Annotated in this window: 25 protein-coding genes; 8 read left to right on the top strand and 17 right to left on the bottom strand. The window is 37.5% G+C overall.

The window, feature by feature from the left end; translation table 11 throughout:
• The first annotated feature begins 24 nt into the window (after window positions 1-24).
• The gene (locus tag ACM40_RS19080; protein WP_048504361.1) at window positions 25-447 is read left to right on the top strand and encodes a MarR family winged helix-turn-helix transcriptional regulator; all 423 of its coding nucleotides are present in this window, start codon (window positions 25-27) and stop codon (window positions 445-447) included.
• 41 nt (window positions 448-488) lie between these two features.
• Here the strand turns inward: ACM40_RS19080 and ACM40_RS19075 are convergent, their stop codons facing one another.
• Genes ACM40_RS19075 through ACM40_RS19055 form a run of 5 tightly spaced genes read right to left on the bottom strand, consistent with a single transcriptional unit; the run spans window position 489 to window position 3,625 of the window.
• On the bottom strand, window positions 489-1,397 hold the full coding sequence (locus ACM40_RS19075) for a TIGR01777 family oxidoreductase (RefSeq protein WP_048504360.1): 909 nt from the start codon (window positions 1,395-1,397) through the stop codon (window positions 489-491).
• Between the two features lie 35 nt (window positions 1,398-1,432).
• A complete protein-coding gene (locus tag ACM40_RS19070; RefSeq protein WP_048504359.1) occupies window positions 1,433-1,777 on the bottom strand; it encodes a hypothetical protein in 345 nt (114 codons plus the stop codon).
• 5 nt (window positions 1,778-1,782) lie between these two features.
• Complete coding sequence (locus ACM40_RS19065; protein WP_048504358.1) at window positions 1,783-2,385, bottom strand: HPP family protein; 603 nt, start codon at window positions 2,383-2,385, stop codon at window positions 1,783-1,785.
• Window positions 2,386-2,402: 17 nt separating this feature from the next.
• Complete coding sequence (locus ACM40_RS19060; RefSeq protein WP_048504357.1) at window positions 2,403-2,711, bottom strand: hypothetical protein; 309 nt, start codon at window positions 2,709-2,711, stop codon at window positions 2,403-2,405.
• A gap of 2 nt (window positions 2,712-2,713) precedes the next feature.
• Window positions 2,714-3,625 (bottom strand): arginase family protein, encoded by a 912-nt coding sequence (locus ACM40_RS19055; RefSeq protein WP_048504356.1) that lies wholly within the window; start codon window positions 3,623-3,625, stop codon window positions 2,714-2,716.
• A 170-nt stretch (window positions 3,626-3,795) separates the two neighbouring features.
• Here ACM40_RS19055 and ACM40_RS19050 point away from each other — a divergent pair, with 170 nt between their 5' ends.
• The 6 genes from ACM40_RS19050 (at window position 3,796) to ACM40_RS19025 (ending at window position 8,241) form a co-directional block, all read left to right on the top strand.
• On the top strand, window positions 3,796-4,128 hold the full coding sequence (locus ACM40_RS19050; protein WP_048504355.1) for a single-stranded DNA-binding protein: 333 nt from the start codon (window positions 3,796-3,798) through the stop codon (window positions 4,126-4,128).
• A gap of 14 nt (window positions 4,129-4,142) precedes the next feature.
• On the top strand, window positions 4,143-4,598 hold the full coding sequence (locus ACM40_RS19045) for an HRDC domain-containing protein (protein ID WP_228376221.1): 456 nt from the start codon (window positions 4,143-4,145) through the stop codon (window positions 4,596-4,598).
• A gap of 123 nt (window positions 4,599-4,721) precedes the next feature.
• On the top strand, window positions 4,722-6,071 hold the full coding sequence (gene hisS, locus ACM40_RS19040) for a histidine--tRNA ligase (RefSeq protein ID WP_048504354.1): 1,350 nt from the start codon (window positions 4,722-4,724) through the stop codon (window positions 6,069-6,071).
• A gap of 97 nt (window positions 6,072-6,168) precedes the next feature.
• The gene (locus tag ACM40_RS19035) at window positions 6,169-6,699 is read left to right on the top strand and encodes a PH domain-containing protein (protein ID WP_048504353.1); all 531 of its coding nucleotides are present in this window, start codon (window positions 6,169-6,171) and stop codon (window positions 6,697-6,699) included.
• A gap of 25 nt (window positions 6,700-6,724) precedes the next feature.
• Window positions 6,725-7,366: a GNAT family N-acetyltransferase gene (locus tag ACM40_RS19030; protein WP_228376220.1), complete on the top strand. Its 642-nt coding sequence runs from the start codon at window positions 6,725-6,727 to the stop codon at window positions 7,364-7,366.
• 83 nt (window positions 7,367-7,449) lie between these two features.
• Window positions 7,450-8,241, top strand: a complete 792-nt coding sequence (locus ACM40_RS19025) for a class I SAM-dependent methyltransferase (RefSeq protein ID WP_048504352.1) — start codon at window positions 7,450-7,452, stop codon at window positions 8,239-8,241.
• A gap of 90 nt (window positions 8,242-8,331) precedes the next feature.
• On the opposite strand, the gene ACM40_RS19020 is transcribed toward ACM40_RS19025, so the two are convergent.
• The 4 genes from ACM40_RS19020 to ACM40_RS19005 all read right to left on the bottom strand — a co-directional run bounded on the left by ACM40_RS19020 (window position 8,332) and on the right by ACM40_RS19005 (window position 10,966).
• Window positions 8,332-8,568 (bottom strand): YtxH domain-containing protein, encoded by a 237-nt coding sequence (locus ACM40_RS19020; protein WP_048504351.1) that lies wholly within the window; start codon window positions 8,566-8,568, stop codon window positions 8,332-8,334.
• Between the two features lie 96 nt (window positions 8,569-8,664).
• Window positions 8,665-9,507, bottom strand: coding sequence for an isoaspartyl peptidase/L-asparaginase (locus tag ACM40_RS19015; RefSeq protein WP_048504350.1), 843 nt, complete (start codon window positions 9,505-9,507; stop codon window positions 8,665-8,667).
• Between the two features lie 43 nt (window positions 9,508-9,550).
• On the bottom strand, window positions 9,551-10,039 hold the full coding sequence (locus ACM40_RS19010) for a hypothetical protein (RefSeq protein WP_048504349.1): 489 nt from the start codon (window positions 10,037-10,039) through the stop codon (window positions 9,551-9,553).
• A gap of 39 nt (window positions 10,040-10,078) precedes the next feature.
• Window positions 10,079-10,966, bottom strand: a complete 888-nt coding sequence (locus ACM40_RS19005; protein WP_048504523.1) for a cyanophycinase — start codon at window positions 10,964-10,966, stop codon at window positions 10,079-10,081.
• A gap of 200 nt (window positions 10,967-11,166) precedes the next feature.
• On the opposite strand from ACM40_RS19005, the gene cphA reads away from it, so the two are divergent.
• A complete protein-coding gene (cphA, locus tag ACM40_RS19000) occupies window positions 11,167-13,797 on the top strand; it encodes a cyanophycin synthetase (protein ID WP_048504522.1) in 2,631 nt (876 codons plus the stop codon).
• A 369-nt stretch (window positions 13,798-14,166) separates the two neighbouring features.
• On the opposite strand, the gene ACM40_RS18995 is transcribed toward cphA, so the two are convergent.
• From ACM40_RS18995 to ACM40_RS18960, 8 genes are all read right to left on the bottom strand, one after another.
• Complete coding sequence (locus ACM40_RS18995; protein ID WP_048504348.1) at window positions 14,167-14,661, bottom strand: MepB family protein; 495 nt, start codon at window positions 14,659-14,661, stop codon at window positions 14,167-14,169.
• Window positions 14,662-14,790: 129 nt separating this feature from the next.
• The gene (locus tag ACM40_RS18990) at window positions 14,791-15,975 is read right to left on the bottom strand and encodes a hypothetical protein (protein WP_048504347.1); all 1,185 of its coding nucleotides are present in this window, start codon (window positions 15,973-15,975) and stop codon (window positions 14,791-14,793) included.
• A 185-nt stretch (window positions 15,976-16,160) separates the two neighbouring features.
• Window positions 16,161-16,994 carry a type 1 glutamine amidotransferase gene (locus tag ACM40_RS18985; RefSeq protein WP_048504346.1) on the bottom strand — a complete coding sequence of 278 codons (834 nt, stop codon included), beginning with the start codon at window positions 16,992-16,994 and terminating at the stop codon, window positions 16,161-16,163.
• A gap of 35 nt (window positions 16,995-17,029) precedes the next feature.
• Complete coding sequence (locus ACM40_RS18980) at window positions 17,030-18,148, bottom strand: carboxylate-amine ligase (protein WP_040994761.1); 1,119 nt, start codon at window positions 18,146-18,148, stop codon at window positions 17,030-17,032.
• Window positions 18,149-18,178: 30 nt separating this feature from the next.
• A complete protein-coding gene (locus ACM40_RS18975; protein WP_048504521.1) occupies window positions 18,179-19,132 on the bottom strand; it encodes a RimK family alpha-L-glutamate ligase in 954 nt (317 codons plus the stop codon).
• A gap of 58 nt (window positions 19,133-19,190) precedes the next feature.
• Window positions 19,191-19,901 carry an alpha/beta hydrolase-fold protein gene (locus ACM40_RS18970; RefSeq protein WP_048504345.1) on the bottom strand — a complete coding sequence of 237 codons (711 nt, stop codon included), beginning with the start codon at window positions 19,899-19,901 and terminating at the stop codon, window positions 19,191-19,193.
• Window positions 19,902-19,929: 28 nt separating this feature from the next.
• Window positions 19,930-21,141 (bottom strand): acetyl-CoA carboxylase biotin carboxylase subunit family protein, encoded by a 1,212-nt coding sequence (locus tag ACM40_RS18965; RefSeq protein ID WP_048504344.1) that lies wholly within the window; start codon window positions 21,139-21,141, stop codon window positions 19,930-19,932.
• Window positions 21,142-21,281: 140 nt separating this feature from the next.
• Entirely contained in the window at window positions 21,282-22,697 is a 1,416-nt protein-coding gene (locus ACM40_RS18960; protein ID WP_048504343.1) for a leucyl aminopeptidase family protein, read from the bottom strand.
• Window positions 22,698-22,699: the final 2 nt, after the last annotated feature.

The following is a 22,699-nucleotide window of genomic DNA, read 5'->3' as shown; positions in this document are numbered from 1 at the left end:
AGTTAACTAAGTTAAGTGTTTTTTATGAAACAACAGAATGATGATTTTTTTAATGCCTTTACAGATTGGCAGTGCTTTATACTGGCCAATATGAATAAAGGAAATATCAGCGGAGTTACCGCCACCCATTACAATATTATAGAATATATATACCGGAAAGAGGAAGTTACCGGAAAGCAGATTTCTAAGGCATTTAATGTCAGTCAGGCAGCAGTGTCGAAGCAGATTAAATTTTTAATTAAAAATGACCTTATAGTGCAGAAGCAAAGTACTTCCGACAGAAGAATCTTTAATCTTTCTGCTACAGAAAAAGGGCAGTTTTTGATCAATAATTCGGAGAACTTCCGGAAAACGGTTGCTGATCAGGTTTCGGGAGCTTTGGATCATGCTGAATTACAAACACTCACATTTCTGCTGAATAAGGCCTTGAAAAGCATCAAGATATAAAAAAGAACAATTGACTGGATTTGGCTTCTACGGGATTATTATTACCTTTCTTTCAAAAGATTCTCTAAAGCCATTTTCAGATCCGGAAATTTAAATTGAAACCCTGTTTCCTGGATCTCTTGTGAAGATGCCCTTGAGCCTTCCAGTAATGCATCTGCCAATTCTCCGAATATCAGCTTCAGAACAAAAGCGGGAACATGAGGCATAAAAAGAGGTTTATCAAGGACTTCAGCAATCTTCTTGGTTAAATTTTCATTCGTGGTATGTTGAGGAGAAACAGCATTATATGCCCCGTCAATAGTAGTATCTTTTAAAGAAGCTTCATAAATTGAACAGATATCTTCAATGTGGATCCACGGCATATATTGTTTTCCGCTTCCCAAAGCAGATCCTATACCGTATTGTATGGTAGGAACCATTTTCTTTAATGCACCGTCTTCCCTGGAAAGAACAACGGCGGTCCGTACTTTAACCACTCTTTCAGCCAGGTTCTGTTCCTTGAAATCATCTGCTGCCCTTTCCCATAAAACCACCACTTCACTCAGAAAATCATTGCCCGGAGGATCATTTTCAGAATAAATTCTTTCAGTTGTTACGGTTCCGTAATAATTGATTCCTGAAGCGGAAATAAAAGATTTGAGCTTTATTTTTTTCTTTTTTAAGGTTTTTAAAAGAAGTCCTGCAGAATCTACACGGCTGGATATCAGTTCCCGCTTTCTTTCCTTAGTCCAGCGTTTTTCCGAAATATTGGCTCCTGCCAGATGAATGATGTGGGAAATATTGTCCAGAGCAGACTCATCCATGGTTGCGTTTTTAATATCCCATTCAAAATCGTTGTCATGTTTTTTCTTCCGGGTCAGGAATCTTACTGTGTATTCTTTCTCCAGCTTTTTAGAGAGTTTTCTAGCGATCATTCCGCCGGCACCGGTGATAAGGACAATTTCTTTCATAATACAATATACAATATTTGTGGGTGATGTGCAGATTATGTCTGATTCTTTACAATCAGTACAAAATCATCTTCTAAAAATTTATAGCCATAGTCATAGATGAAACGGTATTCAGAGCCATTTTTATAAACTTTCAGGTTGGTAAAATAATCGAAATCAAAACCTAAGCCATCCATTCTGGATTTGGGAATTTTTGCTTTACCGTCCGTATTCAGCTCCAAAAGGATGCGGTAATTTTTGCGAAGCTTATTGTTGACATTCCGCATTAAATTGGTAGAATCCTTATTCTGCTTATTATTATAGGCATTCCGGCAGGCATCGTTGCAGAATTTTTTGTCTGCTCTGCCGATAATTTTTTCGCCGCATTCAAGACAGTTCATAATTTTTATTTTTTCAGTTTGTGGATATGCTGATGTTTTTTCCTCAATAACCTTTTGAACCTTGTATGAGTAGGATAGCTTCTGTTCGGGGTGATATTGTTGAATAAAAGAGCAGCCAGTAAAAGAATGATACATCCGGACAAAACAGGAGAAAGAACATACCAATACCCCAGCTCCGGAATTTTCCCGGTAGAGCTCACGGCAATCAGTGCTGTTGCACCGCCGGGCGGGTGAAGTGTTTTGGTATACTGCATCAGCACTATGGAAAAAGCTACAGCCAGTGGTGCGGAAAGCCAAATGATATCAGGCACAATTTTATAAATGGTAACGCCAACCAATGCCGAAAGAACATGACCACCTACCAGGTTTCTGGGCTGGGCTAGGGGACTTTGGATGGCTCCATAAATCAGAACACTTGAGGCTCCAAAAGACCCGATCAGGAATATATTTTCAGTGGCAGCCAAAGTATGGGACTGAATAAAGGCAATAATCCCGATTCCGACGAATGCTCCCAGAAAAGACCAGAAATGCTCTTTATAATCAACCAGGGTTTCTTTATAAATCACATATTTCGAAACTCTAAGTGTTCTTTTAATTGTTTTCTTCAAAATTTATTTCTATTTAATCAATATTCAAAAGTTTCATAATGGGTGACACTTTCCTCAAATTCCAGTAAAAAATTTTTGTCCTCAGGATAATATTTTGCCTTTTCATAATTATCTCCTGCAAATTTCTTAATACTTTCATAAGAGTCCCACTCGGTAACAGTCAGAAAATGACAGATTTCCTTATCTTTTTTTCTCAGTATTTTGGTCGAAAGATTTCCTGGAGTATTTTTATACTGTAAGATACCTGTCTCTTCAACATATCTGAGATATTCATCTGCTTTTTCAGCATGGACAATCCCGTGCCATATTCTTGTAATTTTTTTCATATTTAGATTCTTTTGCTTGGTTTATTTATAATCTTAATTAAAGTTTCAATGAAAGGTTGGGTGTAAATCCCTTCTGTATCATAATCAGGATCCAGGATAGTGATTTCTAATCCAAAACATCTTTCATCCACTATCAATGGCATTAGTATTTCTTTTAAATTTTCATAATCAATTCCGTCTTCCATTCTGCTGTCTACAACGGGCATAATTTCATCTTTCAGCACATCTACATCGAGATGGATAAAGAATCCGTCAAGGTTCTTTTCTTCCGCCATTCTCAGGAAATCTTCTGCAGTTTTTCTAAAACCATTCTTCCTTAGATTCTCCAGGTCAAAATAATGAATTTTGGAATTTAGAATTTCCCCTACATATTCATCATCATCCGTTTCCGCATTTCCCACACAGAAAATATGTTCTTCCTTGAAATAGGGCTTGAGACCATCAATATTAGTCAGTTTTTGATGACCCAATCCTGAAACAATTGCCAAATCCATTCCTGCAACACCTCCGCTGGGAGATAACTTTGGAGGGATATAATCTGTGTGACCGTCAAGATAAAACAAACCGAAATGACCAAGCTGCTTTAAGGCAAGAGCACTCCCAATCAGGATACTGCAATCACCACCCAACATCAGATGAAAGGTATCTTTATTAAAATTCTTTAGAATAAGCTCGGATTGCTTTTTTGCATATTCAATAATCTGATAAGGATTTCTAACTCCGGTTTCTTTATCAAAATCCATTACATATTCCGGAGCTTCCAATCTGAAAATACTTTTAGGACTGATTCCTTGATGAAAACCAAATTTCCTGAGCCAATCAGGAAGTTTTTTTACTCCAGGTTCTGTCTCATCCTCTTTTTTAGTGAGTCCAAGATTAAAAGGAAACTCGAAAATGCTGATGTCCTTTTTCATAGGTTGATTTGATCAAAGATACGGAAATATTCGTTTGCAAACGACTACAAACGAATTTAAATAGTTTATAACCGACTAACATGGGTTGGGGTAACCATCTTTGCAACAGAGATTTGAGAAAACAGTGAACGTCTCTTATCTGTATTATTAATCTTAAAAATTTATAAGTTATGTCACTAAGAAACAAAGTAACATTAATTGGTTACACAGGTAAAGAAGTTGAAACCGTAAACTTCGAAAGTGGAAATGTAAAGGCAAGCGTATCTTTAGCCACCAGCGATCATTACACGAATGCAAAAGGTGAAAAGGTAGAGGAAACACAATGGCATAATCTGATTGCTTTTGGAAAAACAGCTGAAATCCTGCAGAAGTATGTGCCCAAAGGAAAAGAAATTGCCATTGAAGGGAAGCTTACCTACAGATCGTATGATGACAAGGACGGTGTTAAGCGCTATATTACAGAAATCAGAATCGATGAAATCCTGCTTTTAGGAGGCAAATAATTCTAAAAACACAAATGATGAAAGTAAAAGTTCTTAAAATCAGACTTGCTAAAGAATTCCTCCACAGAGATCAGAAAATGCTTGATGATTTCCTTGAAGTGAACGAAATTATAAAAGTGGAAACCGCTTTTGTAAATGATGAATGTTATTGGTCCGTAATCCTGTATTTTGAAGAGCTGAAAACAGCTAAAAGTATGGTGAAAGAACCAAAGGCAGTAAAGTACTCTGCAGATAATGACGTTTTAAACTCCGATGAAGAGAAAATTTTAAATGCCCTGAAATACTGGAGATCTGAGAAGGCTAAAGAACAGAATCTTCCTACTTACTTTATCGCGAGCAATAAAGAACTGATGTCAGTAGCCAAGTATAAACCTGCTAAAAAAGAAGAGCTCCTGGAGATCAAAGGTTTCGGAAAGCATAAGATTGAAAATTATGGTGAAGAGATTCTTGAAATTCTCGAAAGTGTCTGATTTTTTCGGATTTAACAATGATGATGCATCAAGGCTGGAGAAATGATATTCTCCAGCTTTTTTATATTTCGGAAAAGTCCTTTCAATTCCTTATTTTTGCATTATCAAAATGACATACAGTACATGAAGCCAAGCTTAGCAAAAGGAACGAGAGATTTTACCGCACAGGAAGTTTCAAGAAGAAAATATATTATCAATATTTTACAGAATAATTTTGAATTGTTCGGTTTTCAGCCATTAGAAACACCGAGTTTTGAAAATCTTTCGACACTGACAGGAAAATACGGAGAGGAAGGTGACCGGTTGATTTTTAAAATTTTAAACTCAGGAGAGTATGCTTCTAAAGTAAATCAGGAAGACTGGGATCATAAGAATCACCAGAAACTTATCCCTCAAATTTCAGATAAAGCACTCCGTTACGACCTTACTGTGCCTTTTGCCAGATTTGTAGCTATGAATCATGGGAAGCTGACATTTCCTTACAAGCGTTATCAGATTCAGCCTGTATGGAGGGCAGACCGTCCGCAGAAAGGAAGATTCAGAGAATTTTATCAGTGTGATGCAGATGTGGTGGGAAGCGAAAGCTTATTGCAGGAAGTTGATCTGGTTCAGCTGTATCTGAAATCATTTTCCGATCTCAAAATTCCTGTTACGATTCATATGAACAACAGGAAAATTCTTTCCGGTCTGGCTGAGTATGCAGGTATTACAGACAAACTGATTGAATTTACTGTGGCTCTGGATAAGCTTGATAAGATAGGGAAAGAAGGAGTAGTTAAGGAATTGCTGGAAAGAGAAATTTCTCAGGAATCGATTGATAAACTGGAATTCTTGTTTAATCAGTCCGATGATGCTTTGGAAAACCTTCTTCAGTTGAAAGAGAAATTTGCAGGCAATGAAATTGGGCTGAAAGGGGTAGAGGAACTGGAATTTGTTCTTACACAGTCTATGAATCTGGGAGTAGATATGCAGAATCTTGTGTTCAATATTACCCTGGCCAGAGGTTTGGATTATTATACAGGAGCTATTTTTGAGGTGAAAGCAGATGAGGTGGCCATGGGATCTATTGGCGGTGGCGGTAGATATGATAACCTTACAGAGGTTTTCGGAGTGAAAAATATTCCTGGGATCGGAGTTTCATTTGGTTTGGACAGGGTTTATCTGGTAATGGAAGAGCTTGAGCTTTTCCCTCAGGAGGCTACAACCCAGGTAGAATATCTGTTTGCTAATTTCGGAGGCGAAGGAACCGTAGAAGCTTTAAAGATGATCATGCAGCTGAGAGAAAAAGGAATTTCCGCTGAACTATATCCGGAAAACGCAAAACTGAATAAACAGTTTACATATGCTGAAAAGAAAGGTATTAAAAACCTGGTTTTCTTAGGAGAAGAAGAGATCAAAAACGGAACGGTTACCTTTAAAAATCTTGATGCCGGAGAACAAAAAACAGTTTCTTTGGAAGAGTTTTTAGGATAAGCTCTATACAATATAAAATGAAAAGCATTATCACCAGATAATGCTTTTTGTATTTTAGAAAAAATTAAATTTGTAATTAACCATTTAAAAACAAATAATGAGTGAAAAATCAAGACTTGACGAAATAAAGGATGAGCTGGAAACATTAGATATTAATCCTACCATTTTTGCCAGAAAAGAAATTCATGCCCTGCCGGATGTACTTTCGGAGGATGAGAAAATTGTTTACCTGATTGAGGGAAGAAATAAGCTGAACAATAATCATATCATTTTAGTGGCAACTGAAAGAAGATTGATTTTTATAGATAAAGAATTCATGTACGGGTTGAAAGTAGAAGATTTTTCTTACGATAAAGTAAGCTCCATACAATATGAAAAGTCGTTAATGCTGGCTTCCGTAGATATTCACATTGCAAATAATGTTCTTGAAATAGATAATGTTGGAAAATATTATGCAGAATTATTTTGTGAAAAAGTAAGGGATTTTATGGCCCGTCCAAAAGAATATTTTCAAAATAAAACAGAACCCACAGTTTTAGATCAGTTGGAACAGTTAGGAAGGCTAAAAGAAAGCGGTGTTTTGACTGAGGAAGAATTTACAGAACAGAAAAAGAGATTGCTTGGCTGATTTTCAAACTACAAATATCAATATAATGAGCAGAATAATGAATGATATTATAGGAAAATGGTTAAAAGGATGGTCTTTATCAAGAAAACTTCCTCTTCCGGTAAAATATGGATCCGGTTTTAAAGTAGAAGTAGGAGAGGAAAAGCAAAAAATAAGATATGTTTTTTCTGAACTGAATGACGATTTTCTTAACCTTTCAAAAATCACTACCGAGCCCTGGATCCACCTTAAAGTCTGTGTTCCGCCTGATGAGGTAAAAGATGCAGTCCCTGAAAGATGGAAAATACAACCGCCGGGTTATATGATGTCCTGTTTCCAGCCGATGAAAAATCCTGATTCCGTTCTGTATAAAGGCTACCGTCTGGAATATGAAAAATATAATTCGGCCCTATTGCTGAAGATCATTGCTGAGAATGGTGATCTGGCCTGTTCCGGCCATGTTGTTCTTGTGGATGATTTTGCGGTTTACGACAGAATAGTCACAGACGAAAAACACCGCAGAAAAGGTCTTGCTACTTTTTTGATGCATGAGCTTGAGAGAAATGCATTAGCAAATGGTATCCGTAATAATTTTTTAGTGGCGACGAAAGAGGGAAAAGCGCTTTACGAATCAATTGGATGGGAGCTTTACAGCCCTTATACATCAATCGTTATTCCTGGAATCTAATTAACTCATTACTCTAAAAAACACAATAATCCATTTAAAAAGATTTAAAGAACATTTGTTCAATTAACTTAAACAATATCACCATGGAAAATTACCTGGAAATCAATAAAAACTCCTGGAATGCCAAAGTAGATCCGCATCTTCACTCGGATTTCTATTTTGTAGAGGACTTCCTGAAGGGAAGAAGTTCACTCAACACGATAGAACTTGATCTTTTAGGCGATATAAAAAACAAAAGTATCCTCCATCTGCAGTGTCATTTCGGGCAGGATTCCATTTCCTTATCAAGGATAGGAGCTGAAGTTACCGGCATAGATCTGTCGGATAAAGCTATTGAAGCAGCGAAGGAGCTTGCCCAAAAGTGTGGTACAGATACAAAATTCATCTGTTCGGATGTATACAGTCTTCCGGATATTCTGGATGAAAAATTTGATATGGTGTACACAAGCTACGGAGTCATAGGCTGGCTCCCGGATCTGGATAAATGGGCTGAAACTATCAGCCATTTTCTGAAACCGGATGGACAGTTGGTGATGGCAGAATTTCATCCTGCGGTCTGGATGTTTGATGATGATTTTACAAAAGTTGCCTACAATTATTTTAATGAAAAGCCTATTGTAGAAACTTACGAAGGAACTTATGCTGATAAGTCTGCAGATATCGTTCAGGAATATGTCATGTGGAATCATTCATTAGCCGAGGTATTGCAGAATTTGATCAAACACGGGATAGAACTGGAAATTTTCCAGGAGTTTGACTGGTCACCATATCCTTGTTTCAATCATGTGGAAGAATTTGAACAAGGAAAATGGAGAATTTCAAAATTCGGCAATAAATTACCTTTGGTGTACGCTTTAAAAGGACATAAAAAGTAGTTTCATTGAACTTAACGAAAAATAAAAAGTCATCATAATCCTGAGATTACGATGACTTTCTATATATGAATGTTAAAAAAACTAATTTGCTTAGCTTAAAGAATCTTCAGCTTTTGTTTTAGCTTCATCTACTTTGTTCTGAACCTGAGATGCAACATCATTAGCTTTGCTCTTAATATCACTTCCCCATTTGTTCAAATTGTCCTTAGCATTATTAATTTTATCCTTTACAGCTTGCTGCTCTTCAGGAGTAGAATTTTTATATTTCCAAAATGCTAAAGCACCGATACCTAGTAAGGCTAATAACCCTTTTGTCTTATTTCCCATGATTTTTATTTTTAATGATTTATATTAAACTTGTTATAGTTAAACATGTAAAATACGTGCCAAAAAATTAAATAGGGTAATAAAAAAATGTTAAAATTATTGAAAGACCTGAAAATTTTCACCATCAAAACTGGCAAAGACCATAGTAGGGTAAGAATCCTGATGATAAATATTTCCGTCTTTATCAATGGCAATCGCTCCTGCGAAGCCGTCTATGGTTTTTAATTCTTCAAATGTCTTGCTAAAAGCCTGCTCAAGACTCATTCCATCAGTAGTTCTTGTTACAATTTTAGCAGCAGTCGCGTTGCTCACAATATCTTCTCCTACGCCCGTACAGCTTACGGCGCATACTGAATTGGCATAATTTCCGGCCACTGTGGCAGAATCTGAAATTCTTCCCGGAATTTCAAAGCCTTTCCCTCCTGTAGAGGTAGCCACAGCGAGCTTTCCTTCTTTATCAAGAGCTACACAGCCTACAGTTCCTTTACCTCCGTTATGAAGCTTAGCGTCATATTCACTTCTTCTCTGAGGAATTTCAGTAGAGAAGTTTTCAAAACCGTGTTCGGATGCATAAATTTTGGCGCCATTTCCTCCCAAAACCCTGTCATCTTCGCTGATCAGGTTTTTAGCTACAAAAATAGGGTTCTTTACATCCTGAATATTGATTACTCCGCTTAGCTTTTGAGTATCTCCGTTCATAATTGCAGCACTCATACGGATTACTCCGTCACTCTGTATCTGAGAGCCTATGCCGGCATTATATAAAGGATCGTCTTCCAACAGTGAAACAGCGTAAGCAACGGTATCGAAAGCAGAATGTGTTTTAAGATAATCAAAAGCTTTTTGGGCTATTTCTTTTAAAGAATTCTGCTTGGCAGTCTTTACTTCGTGGCTTTGATCGCTTTCTGAAAAAAAACCACCGTGAATGATGAGCTTCATAAATAAAGTTGAGTTTTATTTTTTTTAATTTCTTTAGATATAGTTAATATGGTATTGAAGTTCTTTTAAAATGAACCTTCAATTCCTGACAAAGTTTTGAAATGCTTTCTACATTATGCTTTTCTATAATGATGAGTTGTAATTCATCAGAATAGCTGTCTGCAAGTTCAATAACTTCAAGTGGTGGGTCTTCCTGATCAAGAATAGGCTGCAGCCATTTAAAATAATCACCCGCATATCTTATCCCTGCTGGAAAATCCCCGATCAGATTATCGAGGCTTTCATCAATAAGCTCATGAACTTCATCTATTTTATCACCCCGGATCAGAAAATCAAAAAGCTCATTAGTCAGTGAAAATTCAAATGCACCGTCTTCATCACTTTCAATCACCCATTCTGCATCATTATTTTTTATATATTGAGCCGGATTTGAATAGCATAAAGAACAGTTTGAAATAATTTCTCCTTTATTGTCCACATCATAACCTTCCAGAAGAAGGTTTATAAATTGTTCAATTTTTTCTTCTCTCATTTAGTTTTATTTTTCAACTAAAATAAGAATTACTTTTGACTATTTATCTTGCGGGATTGGATTAAACTGTGAATTTTCAATCGTAAGAGTTTTTGTCGTAAGATCGTAATGATCATTCATCGACATAACATGTACCGTTAAATTATCAATAGAGATGGGTTCTCCAAGGTTGATATTGGTAAGATTGGTGTCTTTAATAAATCTTCCGTCTACCAGAATAACAAGACCTGAACCTACTGCAGTCATCACGTCATTATGGATGAAAAGTCCCGTATCTTCTCCCAGACCTATTCCCAGTGTTCTTGGATTGTTGACTACAGCCTGGAAGAGACGTCCGATTCTGCCACGCTGTACGAAGTGTGTATCAATGATGACATTGTCTATTAAGCCCAGTCCCTGCGTTGTTTTAATTTCTCCTTTTAAAAGAGATTCCGAACTGCTTCCCTGGTAGATCATATTTTCAGAAGCAGCAGCAGCTCCGGCAGAAGTTCCAGAATAGATAAAGTCCTGTTCCTGGTATTTCAGTAAAATGGTATCATGAAATCTTGTACCGCCAAGAATAGAAGTCAGCCTCAGCTGATCTCCGCCTGTAAACATCACGACATCTGCTGCATTGGCTCTGGCAGCCATGGCATCGGAATTGGCTTCTTCACGGTTATGAATATCAAGGATATTTACATTTCTGGCGCCAAGAAATTCAAAAGCTTTTTTGTATTCTGTGCCTACAATTTGTGGGATTTGGGAGGCTGTAGTTACAATTTCGATTACGGAATCTTCCTTAAGCTTCGATTCATTGATGATCTTTCTAAGAATTCCTCTTTCAAAAAAATTAAGGTTTTTTTCAATATTCTGGTCGAAATCGGTTTCTGCAAAACTTCCTTTGTTTACAGCTCCTCCGATTATAATTAATTTTCCAACGGGTTTCATCATAGTGTGCAAATTTAAAAAATAATTGACATTAAGCGAAATTCATACCACATTTTAATGATTCTTAATGTTTTAGAATTGTTGATTTATTTGAATTTTTTTTTGAGAAATCTTTAAACGTGGTATAGTTTGGTTTAGGGTTTTACATTATCTTTGATTTTTGAAGGAGTTATTGTTAACTGATAAAAATGCAAATAGATATGAAAATTGAGAAGATACAGGCATTACGCGGCCCAAATATCTGGAGTATCCGACGAAAGAAGCTGATACAGATGAGATTGGATCTGGAAGAAATGGAAAACTATCCTACCAACAAAATCGACGGTTTCCGGGAAAGAATTGAAAAACTGCTCCCGTCTCTGTATACTCACAGATGCTCCGAAGGGGTGGAAGGAGGTTTTTTTCACAGGATAGAAACAGGAACCTGGATGGGGCACGTCATCGAGCACATAGCATTGGAAATACAGACTTTGGCAGGTATGGACGTAGGTTTCGGAAGAACCCGCGAGACAAAATCGCCGGGAATATATAATGTTGTATTTAATTATATTGAAGAAAATGCAGGAATTTATGCCGCTGAGGAAGCAGTTAATATAGCACAATCTCTGGTGGATAATACCGAATATGATATTAACGGCTGTATACAAAAACTGAAGGAGATCCGGGAGCGTGTACGCCTTGGGCCTTCTACGGGAAGTATTGTAGAAGAAGCTGTTTCCAGGAAAATTCCCTGGATCAGATTGGGAACCAATTCTTTGGTACAGCTTGGCTATGGCGTAAACCAGCAGAGATTTCAGGCTACTATTACAGGAAAAACAAGTTCCATTGCAGTAGATATTGCATGTAATAAGGAACTGACGAAAAAGATGCTTCACGATGCTGCTATCCCAGTTCCTATTGGAGATTTGGTAGTGGATGAAGAAGGCTTAACCGATGTCATCAGAAAGATTGGCTATCCTATTGTTCTGAAACCATTAGACGGCAATCACGGCAAAGGTTCATCCATCAATGTGAACGATTGGGAGGCTGCCAAAATAGGATTGGAACATGCCCAAAAATATTCAAGGAAAGTTATCGTAGAAAAATACGTTACCGGATATGATTTCAGAGTCCTGGTCATTAATAATAAAATGGTAGCCGCTGCAAGAAGAGTTCCTGCGCACGTTGTGGGTGATGGTGAATTGACTCTTCAACAACTGATAGATAAAGAAAACAAAGATCCTAGGAGAGGCTATGGCCACGAAAATGTCCTTACTGAAATAGAAGTTGATAAGGATACACTGGAACTTTTGGAAAAACTTCAATATACCCTGGAAACTGTTCCTCAGAAAGGGGAAGTGGTCTATTTGAAATCCACTGCAAATCTTTCTACGGGTGGTACTTCAATTGACGTTACCGATATGGTTCATCCCGAAAATATCACCATGGCTGAAAGGGTTTCTAAAATTATAGGCCTGGATGTCTGCGGCATCGATATTATGGCGGAAAACCTTACACAGCCCCTTAAAGAAAGCGGGGCAGCCATCATAGAAGTGAATGCTGCACCGGGATTCAGAATGCACCTGGCTCCAAGCGAAGGCCTTCCAAGAAACGTTGCTGCGCCGGTAGTTGACATGCTTTATCCTCCCGGAAAACCATTTACCATTCCAATTATTGCCGTAACGGGAACAAACGGAAAAACAACGACAACAAGACTGATTTCCCATATCGTAAAAAGCAATGGTTACCGCGTAGGCTTTACTACTTCAGATGGTATTTATATTCAGAATACAATGCTATCAAAGGGGGATACTACAGGGCCTCTTTCTGCTGAATTTGTTTTAAAAGATCCTACTGTGGAATTTGCTGTTCTGGAAACTGCCAGAGGCGGAATCCTGCGTTCAGGTTTAGGATTTTCGCAGTGCGATATTGGTGTTTTGACGAATATTGAAGAAGATCATTTGGGAATGAATGACATTCACAACCTGAAAGACCTTACCAGAGTAAAAAGAGTAGTTCTGGACAGTGTAAAGAAAAACGGATGGAGCGTTCTGAATGCCGATAACGAATATTCTATGAAGATTATTAATGATCTTGACAGCAATGTCGCCATTTTCAGTATGGATGAAAATAATCCTCATATTGTAAAATTTGCCAAAGAAGGAAAAATTACCTGCATCTACGAAGAAGGCTTTGTAACCATTAAAAAAGGCGACTGGAAAATCAGGATAGGAAAAGCCAAAGATTTCCCAATCACGATGGAAGGAAAGGCTAGGTTTATGATTGAAAATGTGTTGGCAGCGAGTTTGGCCAGCTATCTGTACGGTTTTGGAATCGAAGATATCTCCAATTCATTAAGAACTTTCATACCAAGTGCCCAGCTTACACCGGGAAGGCTGAATGTCTTTAAATTCAAAAATTTTAAGGTACTGATTGATTTTGCTCACAATCCTGCGGGATATGAGGCTATTGAGGATTATCTTAAAAATGTAGAGTCGACTAAGAAAATCGGGATTATTTCAGGCGTAGGTGACAGACGTGACAATGATATCCGGGAGTGCGGAAAAATTGCAGGAAGAATGTTTGATTATATCATCATCAGAAATGAAAAGCATCTGAGAGGCAGAACGGAAGATGAGATCAACGGACTCATTATTGACGGTATCAACGAAGCCGGAAGAGATGTGAGCTATGAGATCATTCCTAAAGAAATTGAAGCGTTAAAGCATGCTATGGGAATGGCTGAAGAAGGAACTTTCATTACAGCTCTGAGCGATGTTATTTCCAATGCCATTGATCTGGTGCAGGAGTATCAGGCCCGAGAGCTTTTGGAAGAAGACAAGAATTCTTGAAAATTAAATGATATAAAATAAAAAACGGCTGAATTTTCAGCCGTTTTTATTTTATACATTGAAATGACAGATTTTTAATTTTCATATCACAAATTAAACCTGATAAACATAAACATCTGTTTGATCTGCGAGAAATTAAAAAATCACTTTTATTTTTTAACTATTATAATTAGATAATTCTTTTTAACGCGAAGTTTTATGAAAAATGCTTTCTATTTAAAGATAAACAAATAAAGCAGCAAAGCCGCTGATTAAGGTATTTGGTTATAATATCCGCTTAGTCAAATCAATGTAGTTGATTCAATTCTTAGCTTACTTAAAATAAGGCAGATGAAATAGATTCTTTGCGTTTTAAAAAATAAGGATAAGTCACTTCAGATCAAATAATACTCTGGCTTTTTGAAGATATGATTTTTCAATCTGAGAAAGATCAATAAAATAAACGGTTTGCCATTTTTGGGTGGCAATTGCCTGTTTGCTTTCCGTAATATCCCAGCCTGGATATACCCTTATTCCTCTTTTACCCATTTTTTTGCCGTGGGATAAAATTCCTTTTTCTGTCAGGATATGTTTAGGAAATATAAAAATTCCTCTGTTATGATTGGTAGAAGCGGAAATCAAATAAAAATCAAATGGGTCATTGGAATCAAACGGAGCTGTTTCTCCTTTTTCATTACGTTTCCAGATGGTAACGAACTGGCCTGTTTTAGTCGGTGTTATTTTCGCTGTTCGGAATTTAATATTGAGTTCATTTAAGGTAAAGCTGCAGCCGGAATAATCTTTAGATTCTATATCTTCTTCAATATCTGAAAGTTTCAGACCAAGCGGTTGAAAAACCAGTTCATCAGCATTTTTAAGAGTCATTATTTTTATTTTGTTATGTCAAATATAATTTAAGACAAATCATATAAGCGTGATCTCACAAAAATAACGAATCCCTCTGAACTCAGAAGGATAGTTATTTGAATATTTGCATGATATTTTAATCCCAGATTATTCCTCTGCAAAAAAAGCATTGGAACTTCCAATCCAGATCGCATCTTTTTTATTGAAATCCACGTTCACCATTGCCGCTTTGGTCATTCTTCCAAGATTTTTAAGCAGGATAGGTCGCTCGTCGTTTTCATGCCAGATGTATAGCAACCGGATTTCCGCTTTTGAAAACTCACCGTTGATGTCTTCAAAAACCGGTTCGTAAATTACTTTTCTCTGTAAAATATAATTTTCTTTATCCTCAATAGCTTCTGTGATTTCTTTTGTCGGATTTAAATTCACTCCGCTTCCTGCAAATGAAAATAAAGGTTTCAGTACAAAATTTTCAAGATTTTCATGCTCTGGAAACTCATGCAGAAAGTAGCTTTTAGGAACAAACTGATGTTTCAGGATCGGAAGAAGAAATTTAGATATTTTAAAGAACCAGTTAGGGTGAGTAATCCATTTTACATCAATATCATCACGGAAATCAAAGCCGGCTTTTAAATCCGGAATTCTGTCTAATTCATCAAAGATAACACGGTTGTAAATTCTTTTGATTTCAACGGTTTTTCCATTGTTTTCATAAAATAATTTTCTTCCTTCTTTCTTTACTTTCGTCAGGCAGATCGTTTTTATTCCTAATAATTGTTCTGTTAATGCAAAATCAATTGCCGTTTTCTGTTTTTCAGGAAATATTTCAAGGAGAACAACGTTTTCAGGATTTTCATCACCAATGATCAGCTTCTTTAAATGATTTTTGAACTCAGAATGCGGCATTGTATTCCTGATATCCGAGAGGAAAGGGTAGACCTCACAAAAAGTATCCTCAAATACCTTTTGAAAGGCATATAATGAAGGAAAAGCCTGCAGTTCTATCAGTTGTGGCTCAATGTTTCCGTTTTCGCTTCGGCAGATCCCGAAATCAATAGTGAAAAAGTGAGGTTGAAGCGTGTCATTGGGAACTCTGCAGTTGTCCGGAACAGCTTTATAGAGGGTTTCAGCAGGAAGTTGTTTAATCTGGTCAATAATGCTTTCGCTGGCATCAAGAAGTTTGTTCTTAAATTCATTGGAAAGAAATAACGGGCTTTCTGAAATTCTGAATGCCGGTGCAATACCTCCTTTCTGAGCAAGTTTTTCTTTAAGCTGATCGTATTTTTCCTGTGAAAATTCCTGGTTGAACTGTTTTCTGTATTTTGGGATCATATTTTTTCTTTGTGGTTTTGATTTAAAAAATCGAGCTGTGTGCCCGATTTAATTTCATGATGATTAAAAGAATGTCTTATTTATTACTGCTCCGACTCCGTTCAGCATGACATTTCTAATAGGAATTGTCTTTTTAGCGTTGTCATGCTGAGCGCAGTCGAAGCATATTTCATTCAATAAAAAGTTTAAGCCAAAGCTTCACTTCCCTTCAAAATGTTTTTTTTTGCAGACTGAAGGAATCTCGGCAGGATCTGGCTTCTGGTAAGAATAATCTTGTCTTCATCATCTATTCTGTCTACCGTTTCAAGGTATTTTTCCATTCCGAAGTTCTCGATCATGGCTTCTTTATTTTTTTCGTCTTTCAGGTTTTCGATCATGCCTTTCGGATCTGCTTCCGGATGGAACTGTGTCCCGAATATTTCATCTGAGAAACGTACAGCCATAACTGCTCTTTCCAGGTTAATATGTGGTCTGAATTTTTCAATAGCCATAATTTTCATTCCCAATTCATCAAAACGGTCCATGTCCGGTTCAATGAACTGATAAGCTCTGGAATCTACAGCATAGAAAGGATCCTGAAGGTTTTTAAATAAAAACTCCTGCTCACCTTCCTCTGTTTTGTGAACCGGCATTACCCCGAAAGAATAAGATTTTCTTTTGCAGATATTACCCAGTTTCCAGTGGATGCTCGCCAATTGAAATGAATGGCAGATCAGGAACAGATATTTTTTATCTTCATTGTATTGATTATGGTCTAAAACGGCATCCAGGAAGGCAGCATATTTATCTTCCCACTCAAAACCTTCTCTGTGCGGGTTTCCGGGACCTCCTGAAGAAATAAAGATATCAAAATCATTAATGTCCGGCATTTCATTCTTGAACCTTACATCAAATGTTTCGATGGTCACGTTTTCTTCAGAACTCTGCTGGAATGCTTCTGAAATTTCTTTAATATTTCTAAAGCCTTGATTTACATGGTTATTGTTCATGTCTATCAATGCAATTCGAATATCTTTCATACTACTTCATATTTTTTGCAAAGTTACCAAAAATATTATGAAGCGGTTTCGCCATGTGTTATGCCATACTCTGTTTCCGAGATCATATAATCTACTACTTTAGTAAGATCACCTGTTTCATTAAACACTTTAAGCTGTCTGTCGGCTCCTGTTCCGTTTTCTAAAATAGTCCAGGCATACTCAACTTCTTTTCTGCAGTCGAGCTCATCGACAACGTCATCAATAAATTCAAGAAGTTCTTTCAAAAGATGAGGATAAGGAACGGATTCTTCTTTTCCAAAATCAATCAGATGGGCCTCAATGCCGCTTTTGGAGGCTCTCCATTTGTTTTCGTTCAGCAGCAATCTTCTATAGCTTCTGAAACTTAAATTTTGCTGATGAAGCTTATAAATTTTGGCTACCAGACTCTGCATAATGGCTGCCAGGCAAACCGTTTCCTCTAATCTTAAAGGCATGTCACAAATCCTGAATTCAATAGTAGGGTAGAATGGATGCACCCTCAGATCCCACCAGATCTTCTTGGCATTGTCTATGGTTCCTGTTTTTACCAGAAGATCAACATAACTATCGAACTCAGCAAGGGAATTGAAGTAACTGGGAATACCTGTTCTCGGGAATTTTACAAAAATTTCCTGCCTGTAAGACTTAAATCCGGTACTCCTTCCTATCCAGAAAGGAGAATTGGTGGAAAGAGCATACACATGCGGAAGAAAATAACGCATTACATTCTGGATTCTTACCCCTTCTTCACGGTTGGGAATTCCGATATGAACATGGAGCCCGAAAATTAAATTTCCGCGGGCAACATCACCCATATCATCTACAATTTTATTATAACGCTCGCCGTTAGTAATGGTATTATGTTCCCAGTTTGAAAACGGATGGGTTCCTCCTCCGGATACCCGAAGTCCCTGTTCATGAGCTGTATTGATTAAGTGCCTTCTCAGGTTTGTTAATTCCGTTCTGGCTTCTTTAATATTCTGACAGATGCCGGTTTCCATTTCGATCATGGACTCATGCATTTCGTGTTTTAAGTTCTCACTTAAAACAGCTTTTCCTCCTTCAATAATTTTCGAAACATGAGATATTAAGTCTCTGCTCTCAACATCAATGATCTGATATTCTTCCTCGATTCCTATAGTAAATTGATGCATTTTTTTTCGTGTCTTTTTATTTTTAATGTTTTATTTTACGGAGTCTTTTACAAAAGTTCCCCAGGAAATATTAGGTTTTCCGGGAACATATTCTTTTGCTTTTTCAATGGCAAGTTGGGCTGCATGTTCTACGATCCAGGCAAAGTTTTCTTCACCTACAGAATTTCTGTCGGCATCAGGCGCCGGATTACAGAAATCGATAGCATATGGAATCCCGTCTCTGATGGCAAATTCCACGGTATTGAAATCGTAGCCGAGAGCTTCATTCATTTTAATCGTATAATCGTGGATTGTTTTTAATAATTTTTCAAGATCTTCGCCCTGAGTCTGGTGGGTAGTGGCATACCTCAGATGATGCGGATTACGTGGCTCGTAAGGCATGATGTGAACATATTTTTTACCCAGGCAGTAAACTCTGTAGTAATCATCAAAGACAATCTCTTCCTGTACCATCATCACCAGCTGCTCGGTTTCACTTAATTTATCCCAAAGATCCTCAGGGTTCTCTACTCTGTATACACTTTTCCATCCGCCTCCGTCATGAGGTTTCATATAAGCCGGAAATCCTACATAATTGAAAATATATTCCCAGTCGTGAGGGAATTTCAGGTTTCTGAATGATGTTTCGGAAGTGTCTGTAGGCCTTTCGTGCGAAGGAAGCAGAACTGTTTTAGGAAGTGGAATTCCCAGTTTTGTCATCAGCGCATTGTTGAAGAACTTTTCATCAGCGCTCCACCAGAATGGGTTATTAATTACATAAGTTCCGTTAAGTGCGGCATTTTTTAAATAAGCTCTGTAAAAAGGAACATCCTGCGAAATTCTGTCGATAATGACTGCATAGCCGTAATCAGCACCTTGCTCCAGTTTGTCGATATTTACTGCTTCGGCAATAATCTCACCGCCGCCCAGCTCATTTACTTTGTCGATAAACGCCCAAGGAAATGTATCCTCCATACCGAATAGAATTCCCACTTTTTTTGCCATAATTTCTGTTTTTAAATTGGTGTATGTTATTATTTTAATTTTCTTAGATATACTGTTTTTAAAAAAATGCACCTATAAAGGTTGGAAAGACCATTCTCCATAAGGGCCAGTCGTGATTGATCCATTTTCTTTCATCGTACCAGAAATCAATTCCTTTTGAACTTAAGATATCTGCCATTTCAAGGTTTTTATCCCTGCAGATGTCCTGATCTGAAGTGCTCAGTACAATGTGCATATGTTTGTATTTCCAGGCTTCGTCATTCTTGACGAACTCCCTCGGACAGTTAAAGTAAACGAGCTCGTCTGAATATCCGTCCATGAAATTCCTGATGCTGAATGCTCCCGAAAGACAGAACAGATGAGAAACCACATCCGGAAATCTGAAAGCAAAATTGGCAGCATGATACCCCCCGAAACTTGCTCCCGCCACTGCGACCCGATGTGTCTGATGGATCTTCTGGATATACGGGATGAATTCCTGAATCAGAAACTGTACGTAAAGCTCATAATTCTTAATTCTTTGCTGGGGAGAAATTTTTTCATCATAAAAACTCCAGCTGTCAATAGTCTGAATATTATAAAGCTTTACTTTTCCCTGTTCTATAAACCAGTTGATGCTTCCGTTGAGGTGAAAGTCGTGATTTTGGGTATATTGTCCCTGGGAAGTAGGAAACATAACAATGGGATACCCGTAATGTCCCGTAACTTCTACTTTAAGACTTGTTCCTAATATGTTTGAATAATAATCTGTATGTTCTATATGCGGCATTGATTAGTTTCTTTTATTATTTTGTGTTTTAGCTTGTCAGTTTGCTTTTGGGTGGAAGAATATTCAGCATTTCAGCCTGGATCTTTTCGGCAGCGCTGTCCAACCTTTGCTGTATAATATCCGGATCGCTGGATTTGTAAACAATTCCTACATGATGGTCAATAGGAAGAAATTTTACCGCTTCCTCGCTTTTGAAAACACTGTAATCGGGCTCTTTATCTTTTATCAGGGCAATGATGAGCCCTGAATAATAGCCTGTGGGTTTTGAAGCCTGATAGCTTTTTCCACGGAGAAGGGCATCTTCAATCCTGGCCCATTCCCGCCAGATATTAATATTGCTTGAAGCTTCAACAAGATCCGGAATGTGTGCACCGCCAACTCTGGAGGATGTTTCAAGGAAATACCATTTTCCGTCCGCTTTTCCGCGGATAAATTCAGTGTGAGTAGCTCCGTTCATTAATCCGAAGCTGGAAAGAACTTTGGCATTAGCTTCTTCAAGTGCCTTAAATTCATCAGAATATCTTCCTAAGGTCTTAGACCTGAATACACCGCCTTCATGAGAGACCTGCATGGGTGGGGCAAGATATTTTGAAGCAGAAGTAAATATAATCTCTTTATTAAAAGTCAGGCTGTCCACATGATAGACATCTCCGGGTTTAAAGCTTTCCAGCAGAAACAAATGCCGTTCTTCACCAAGGGCATTCAGTTCGTTCCAGAGCTCATCTTTGGAAGAAAATTTCTTAATTCCTGATGCTGATGCTTCTGAGCGGGGTTTTAATACCCAGGGAGCAGGAACTTTCTCTGTAAAGCTGTTCACTTCATCATTATTAAAAACAGCTGTAAATTCCGGAACGCCAATTCCCGAATCTTTTGCTTTCTGACGCATAGCCAGCTTATCTCTGAAATAGCGGTGTGTAGTCTGTCCCATCCCTGGAATACGGAATGTTTCCCTGATCAGGGCTGCCTTTTCTACATCATAGTCGTCTAATGCAACTACAGCATCTACCTTTCTGGTTTGCATCAGGTGTGAAAATCCCTGAACAAGATGGTCGAGGTTCCAGACAGACGGCTTTAATTCAGCCATATAAAATACTTCATCAATAGCATGCCATGGCCAGTTTTTTTCTTTAAGGCCTTCTGATGTTACCAGGATAATTTTGTTACCGAGCTTTTTCATTTCATCCATGAAATCATAGCCCTTGTAATAGCACGAAATACATACTATAGTTTTCTCCTCCATATAATGTTTTTTAGTTTTTGGTAAATTATCAAAAATAAAAGCAATTTTTTATTGATTAATTAATGTTAAAAATCATAATAAACTGCGTTTTTGAAAACACCTAATCAAGTATACAGAGAAATTTTGAAAAAAACTAATTTTTAATGATAATTTTCAATTAAATCGGCCAATAATTGCACTCCAAAGCCGGTTGCTGCTTTTTCTTTTGAATATCCCGTGCTTCCGAATGCTACTCCTGCAATGTCGAGATGGGCCCATTTAGGATGGTTTTCTATAAACTGTTCCAGGAATTTGGCTGCTATAATGCAGTCTCCAATAGGCTTCATAGAGATGTTTTTTAGGTCTGCCACATCAGATTGGATATCGTCTTTCCATATCTCCCATAAAGGAAGATTCCACAGCCTCTGATTGGTTTGGTCTCCTGTTTTTATCAGAAGGTTTTTCAGCTCATCATTATTGGAAAACAGAGCTCCGCAGGTATCACCAAACATTCTGACAGAGCTTCCAGTAAGTGTGGCAAGATCAATCAGAAAATCTGTTTTGTAATTTTTAGCCATATAGGAAAGCCCGTCGGCAAGGATCATCCTGCCTTCCGCATCTGTATTGAGAACCTCAATGGTTTTACCGTTGTAGGCCGTAATGACATCGCTTGGAAGGAAAGCTTTTTCAGAAATAGCATTGTCTGTGATAGGAAGTATGGCTACAATATTAACGGGAATCTGCATTTCTGCTGCATAAATCAGGGTTCCTATAACGGCCGTAGCGCCTCCCATATCGGATTTCATATAGTGCATATTGTTATGGTCTTTCAGGGAAATACCTCCCGTATCAAAGAGAACACATTTTCCTACCAGACCAAATGTTTTGGCATTTTTAACTGTTGTTTTATATTCAATGATAGTGAACGCTGCATCATAAGCGCTTCCCTGGTTAACGGAAAGATAAGCACCAAGCCCGAGCTCTTCACATTTTTTTCTGTTAAATACGGTATATTTTAAGTCATACTTCTTGGCCAGGTTTTTTAAATATAAGCTTAGAATATCAGGCTTCTTAAAATTGGCGGGTTTATTCAGCCATTCCTGGCAGGCAGTTTGACCATTCGCCAGTGCTTCGGATTTTGCACCGATTGAATCCAGTTTTTTCTGGCTTAAATTTTCAAAATGAATCTCAAATTTAGGGTTCCAAAATGCATGCTTCTTATCAAAAGGATACTTGTATGTCCCGAAAAGCAGTCCTTTTACAAATTCTTCAAACTGTTTTTCTTTCAGGAAATCTGCTAAAACAAGAGTAGGAACTATCTGGATTTTTTCTTTCTGCGTTTGAGAAAATTTAATGGCAACCTGCTGAATTTCAAAATTCTGCATTGCCGATTTCCCTAGCCCAATCAGATAGGTAATGCTTTCCTCGTTAGTAAGAATGAAAACCTCATATTTCTTTCCGGAGAAAAAGGAAGAAATATTTTTATTATAATTTTTACCGGATTTTGTCCATTCTTCCTCTGTAAAAAGCTGAAAGATCTGGGTATATTTTTTATTTTTTTTATTGATTAATTTCATAA

It is taken from the genome of Chryseobacterium sp. BLS98, from assembly GCF_001045445.1.
Classification (GTDB): Bacteria; Bacteroidota; Bacteroidia; order Flavobacteriales; family Weeksellaceae; genus Chryseobacterium.
This window is presented reverse-complemented; position numbering and strand designations above follow the sequence as displayed.

Coding starts and splice junctions, on each gene's coding strand:
- ACM40_RS19080 (WP_048504361.1), top strand. CDS start 25: ATGAAACAACAGAATGATGATTTTTTTAATGCCTTTACAGATTGGCAG.
- ACM40_RS19075 (WP_048504360.1), bottom strand. CDS start 1,397: ATGAAAGAAATTGTCCTTATCACCGGTGCCGGCGGAATGATCGCTAGA.
- ACM40_RS19070 (WP_048504359.1), bottom strand. CDS start 1,777: ATGAACTGTCTTGAATGCGGCGAAAAAATTATCGGCAGAGCAGACAAA.
- ACM40_RS19060 (WP_048504357.1), bottom strand. CDS start 2,711: ATGAAAAAAATTACAAGAATATGGCACGGGATTGTCCATGCTGAAAAA.
- ACM40_RS19055 (WP_048504356.1), bottom strand. CDS start 3,625: ATGAAAAAGGACATCAGCATTTTCGAGTTTCCTTTTAATCTTGGACTC.
- ACM40_RS19050 (WP_048504355.1), top strand. CDS start 3,796: ATGTCACTAAGAAACAAAGTAACATTAATTGGTTACACAGGTAAAGAA.
- ACM40_RS19045 (WP_228376221.1), top strand. CDS start 4,143: ATGATGAAAGTAAAAGTTCTTAAAATCAGACTTGCTAAAGAATTCCTC.
- hisS (WP_048504354.1), top strand. CDS start 4,722: ATGAAGCCAAGCTTAGCAAAAGGAACGAGAGATTTTACCGCACAGGAA.
- ACM40_RS19035 (WP_048504353.1), top strand. CDS start 6,169: ATGAGTGAAAAATCAAGACTTGACGAAATAAAGGATGAGCTGGAAACA.
- ACM40_RS19030 (WP_228376220.1), top strand. CDS start 6,725: ATGAGCAGAATAATGAATGATATTATAGGAAAATGGTTAAAAGGATGG.
- ACM40_RS19025 (WP_048504352.1), top strand. CDS start 7,450: ATGGAAAATTACCTGGAAATCAATAAAAACTCCTGGAATGCCAAAGTA.
- ACM40_RS19020 (WP_048504351.1), bottom strand. CDS start 8,568: ATGGGAAATAAGACAAAAGGGTTATTAGCCTTACTAGGTATCGGTGCT.
- ACM40_RS19015 (WP_048504350.1), bottom strand. CDS start 9,507: ATGAAGCTCATCATTCACGGTGGTTTTTTTTCAGAAAGCGATCAAAGC.
- ACM40_RS19010 (WP_048504349.1), bottom strand. CDS start 10,039: ATGAGAGAAGAAAAAATTGAACAATTTATAAACCTTCTTCTGGAAGGT.
- ACM40_RS19005 (WP_048504523.1), bottom strand. CDS start 10,966: ATGAAACCCGTTGGAAAATTAATTATAATCGGAGGAGCTGTAAACAAA.
- cphA (WP_048504522.1), top strand. CDS start 11,167: ATGAAAATTGAGAAGATACAGGCATTACGCGGCCCAAATATCTGGAGT.
- ACM40_RS18995 (WP_048504348.1), bottom strand. CDS start 14,661: ATGACTCTTAAAAATGCTGATGAACTGGTTTTTCAACCGCTTGGTCTG.
- ACM40_RS18990 (WP_048504347.1), bottom strand. CDS start 15,975: ATGATCCCAAAATACAGAAAACAGTTCAACCAGGAATTTTCACAGGAA.
- ACM40_RS18985 (WP_048504346.1), bottom strand. CDS start 16,994: ATGAAAGATATTCGAATTGCATTGATAGACATGAACAATAACCATGTA.
- ACM40_RS18980 (WP_040994761.1), bottom strand. CDS start 18,148: ATGCATCAATTTACTATAGGAATCGAGGAAGAATATCAGATCATTGAT.
- ACM40_RS18975 (WP_048504521.1), bottom strand. CDS start 19,132: ATGGCAAAAAAAGTGGGAATTCTATTCGGTATGGAGGATACATTTCCT.
- ACM40_RS18970 (WP_048504345.1), bottom strand. CDS start 19,901: ATGCCGCATATAGAACATACAGATTATTATTCAAACATATTAGGAACA.
- ACM40_RS18965 (WP_048504344.1), bottom strand. CDS start 21,141: ATGGAGGAGAAAACTATAGTATGTATTTCGTGCTATTACAAGGGCTAT.
- ACM40_RS18960 (WP_048504343.1), bottom strand. CDS start 22,697: ATGAAATTAATCAATAAAAAAAATAAAAAATATACCCAGATCTTTCAG.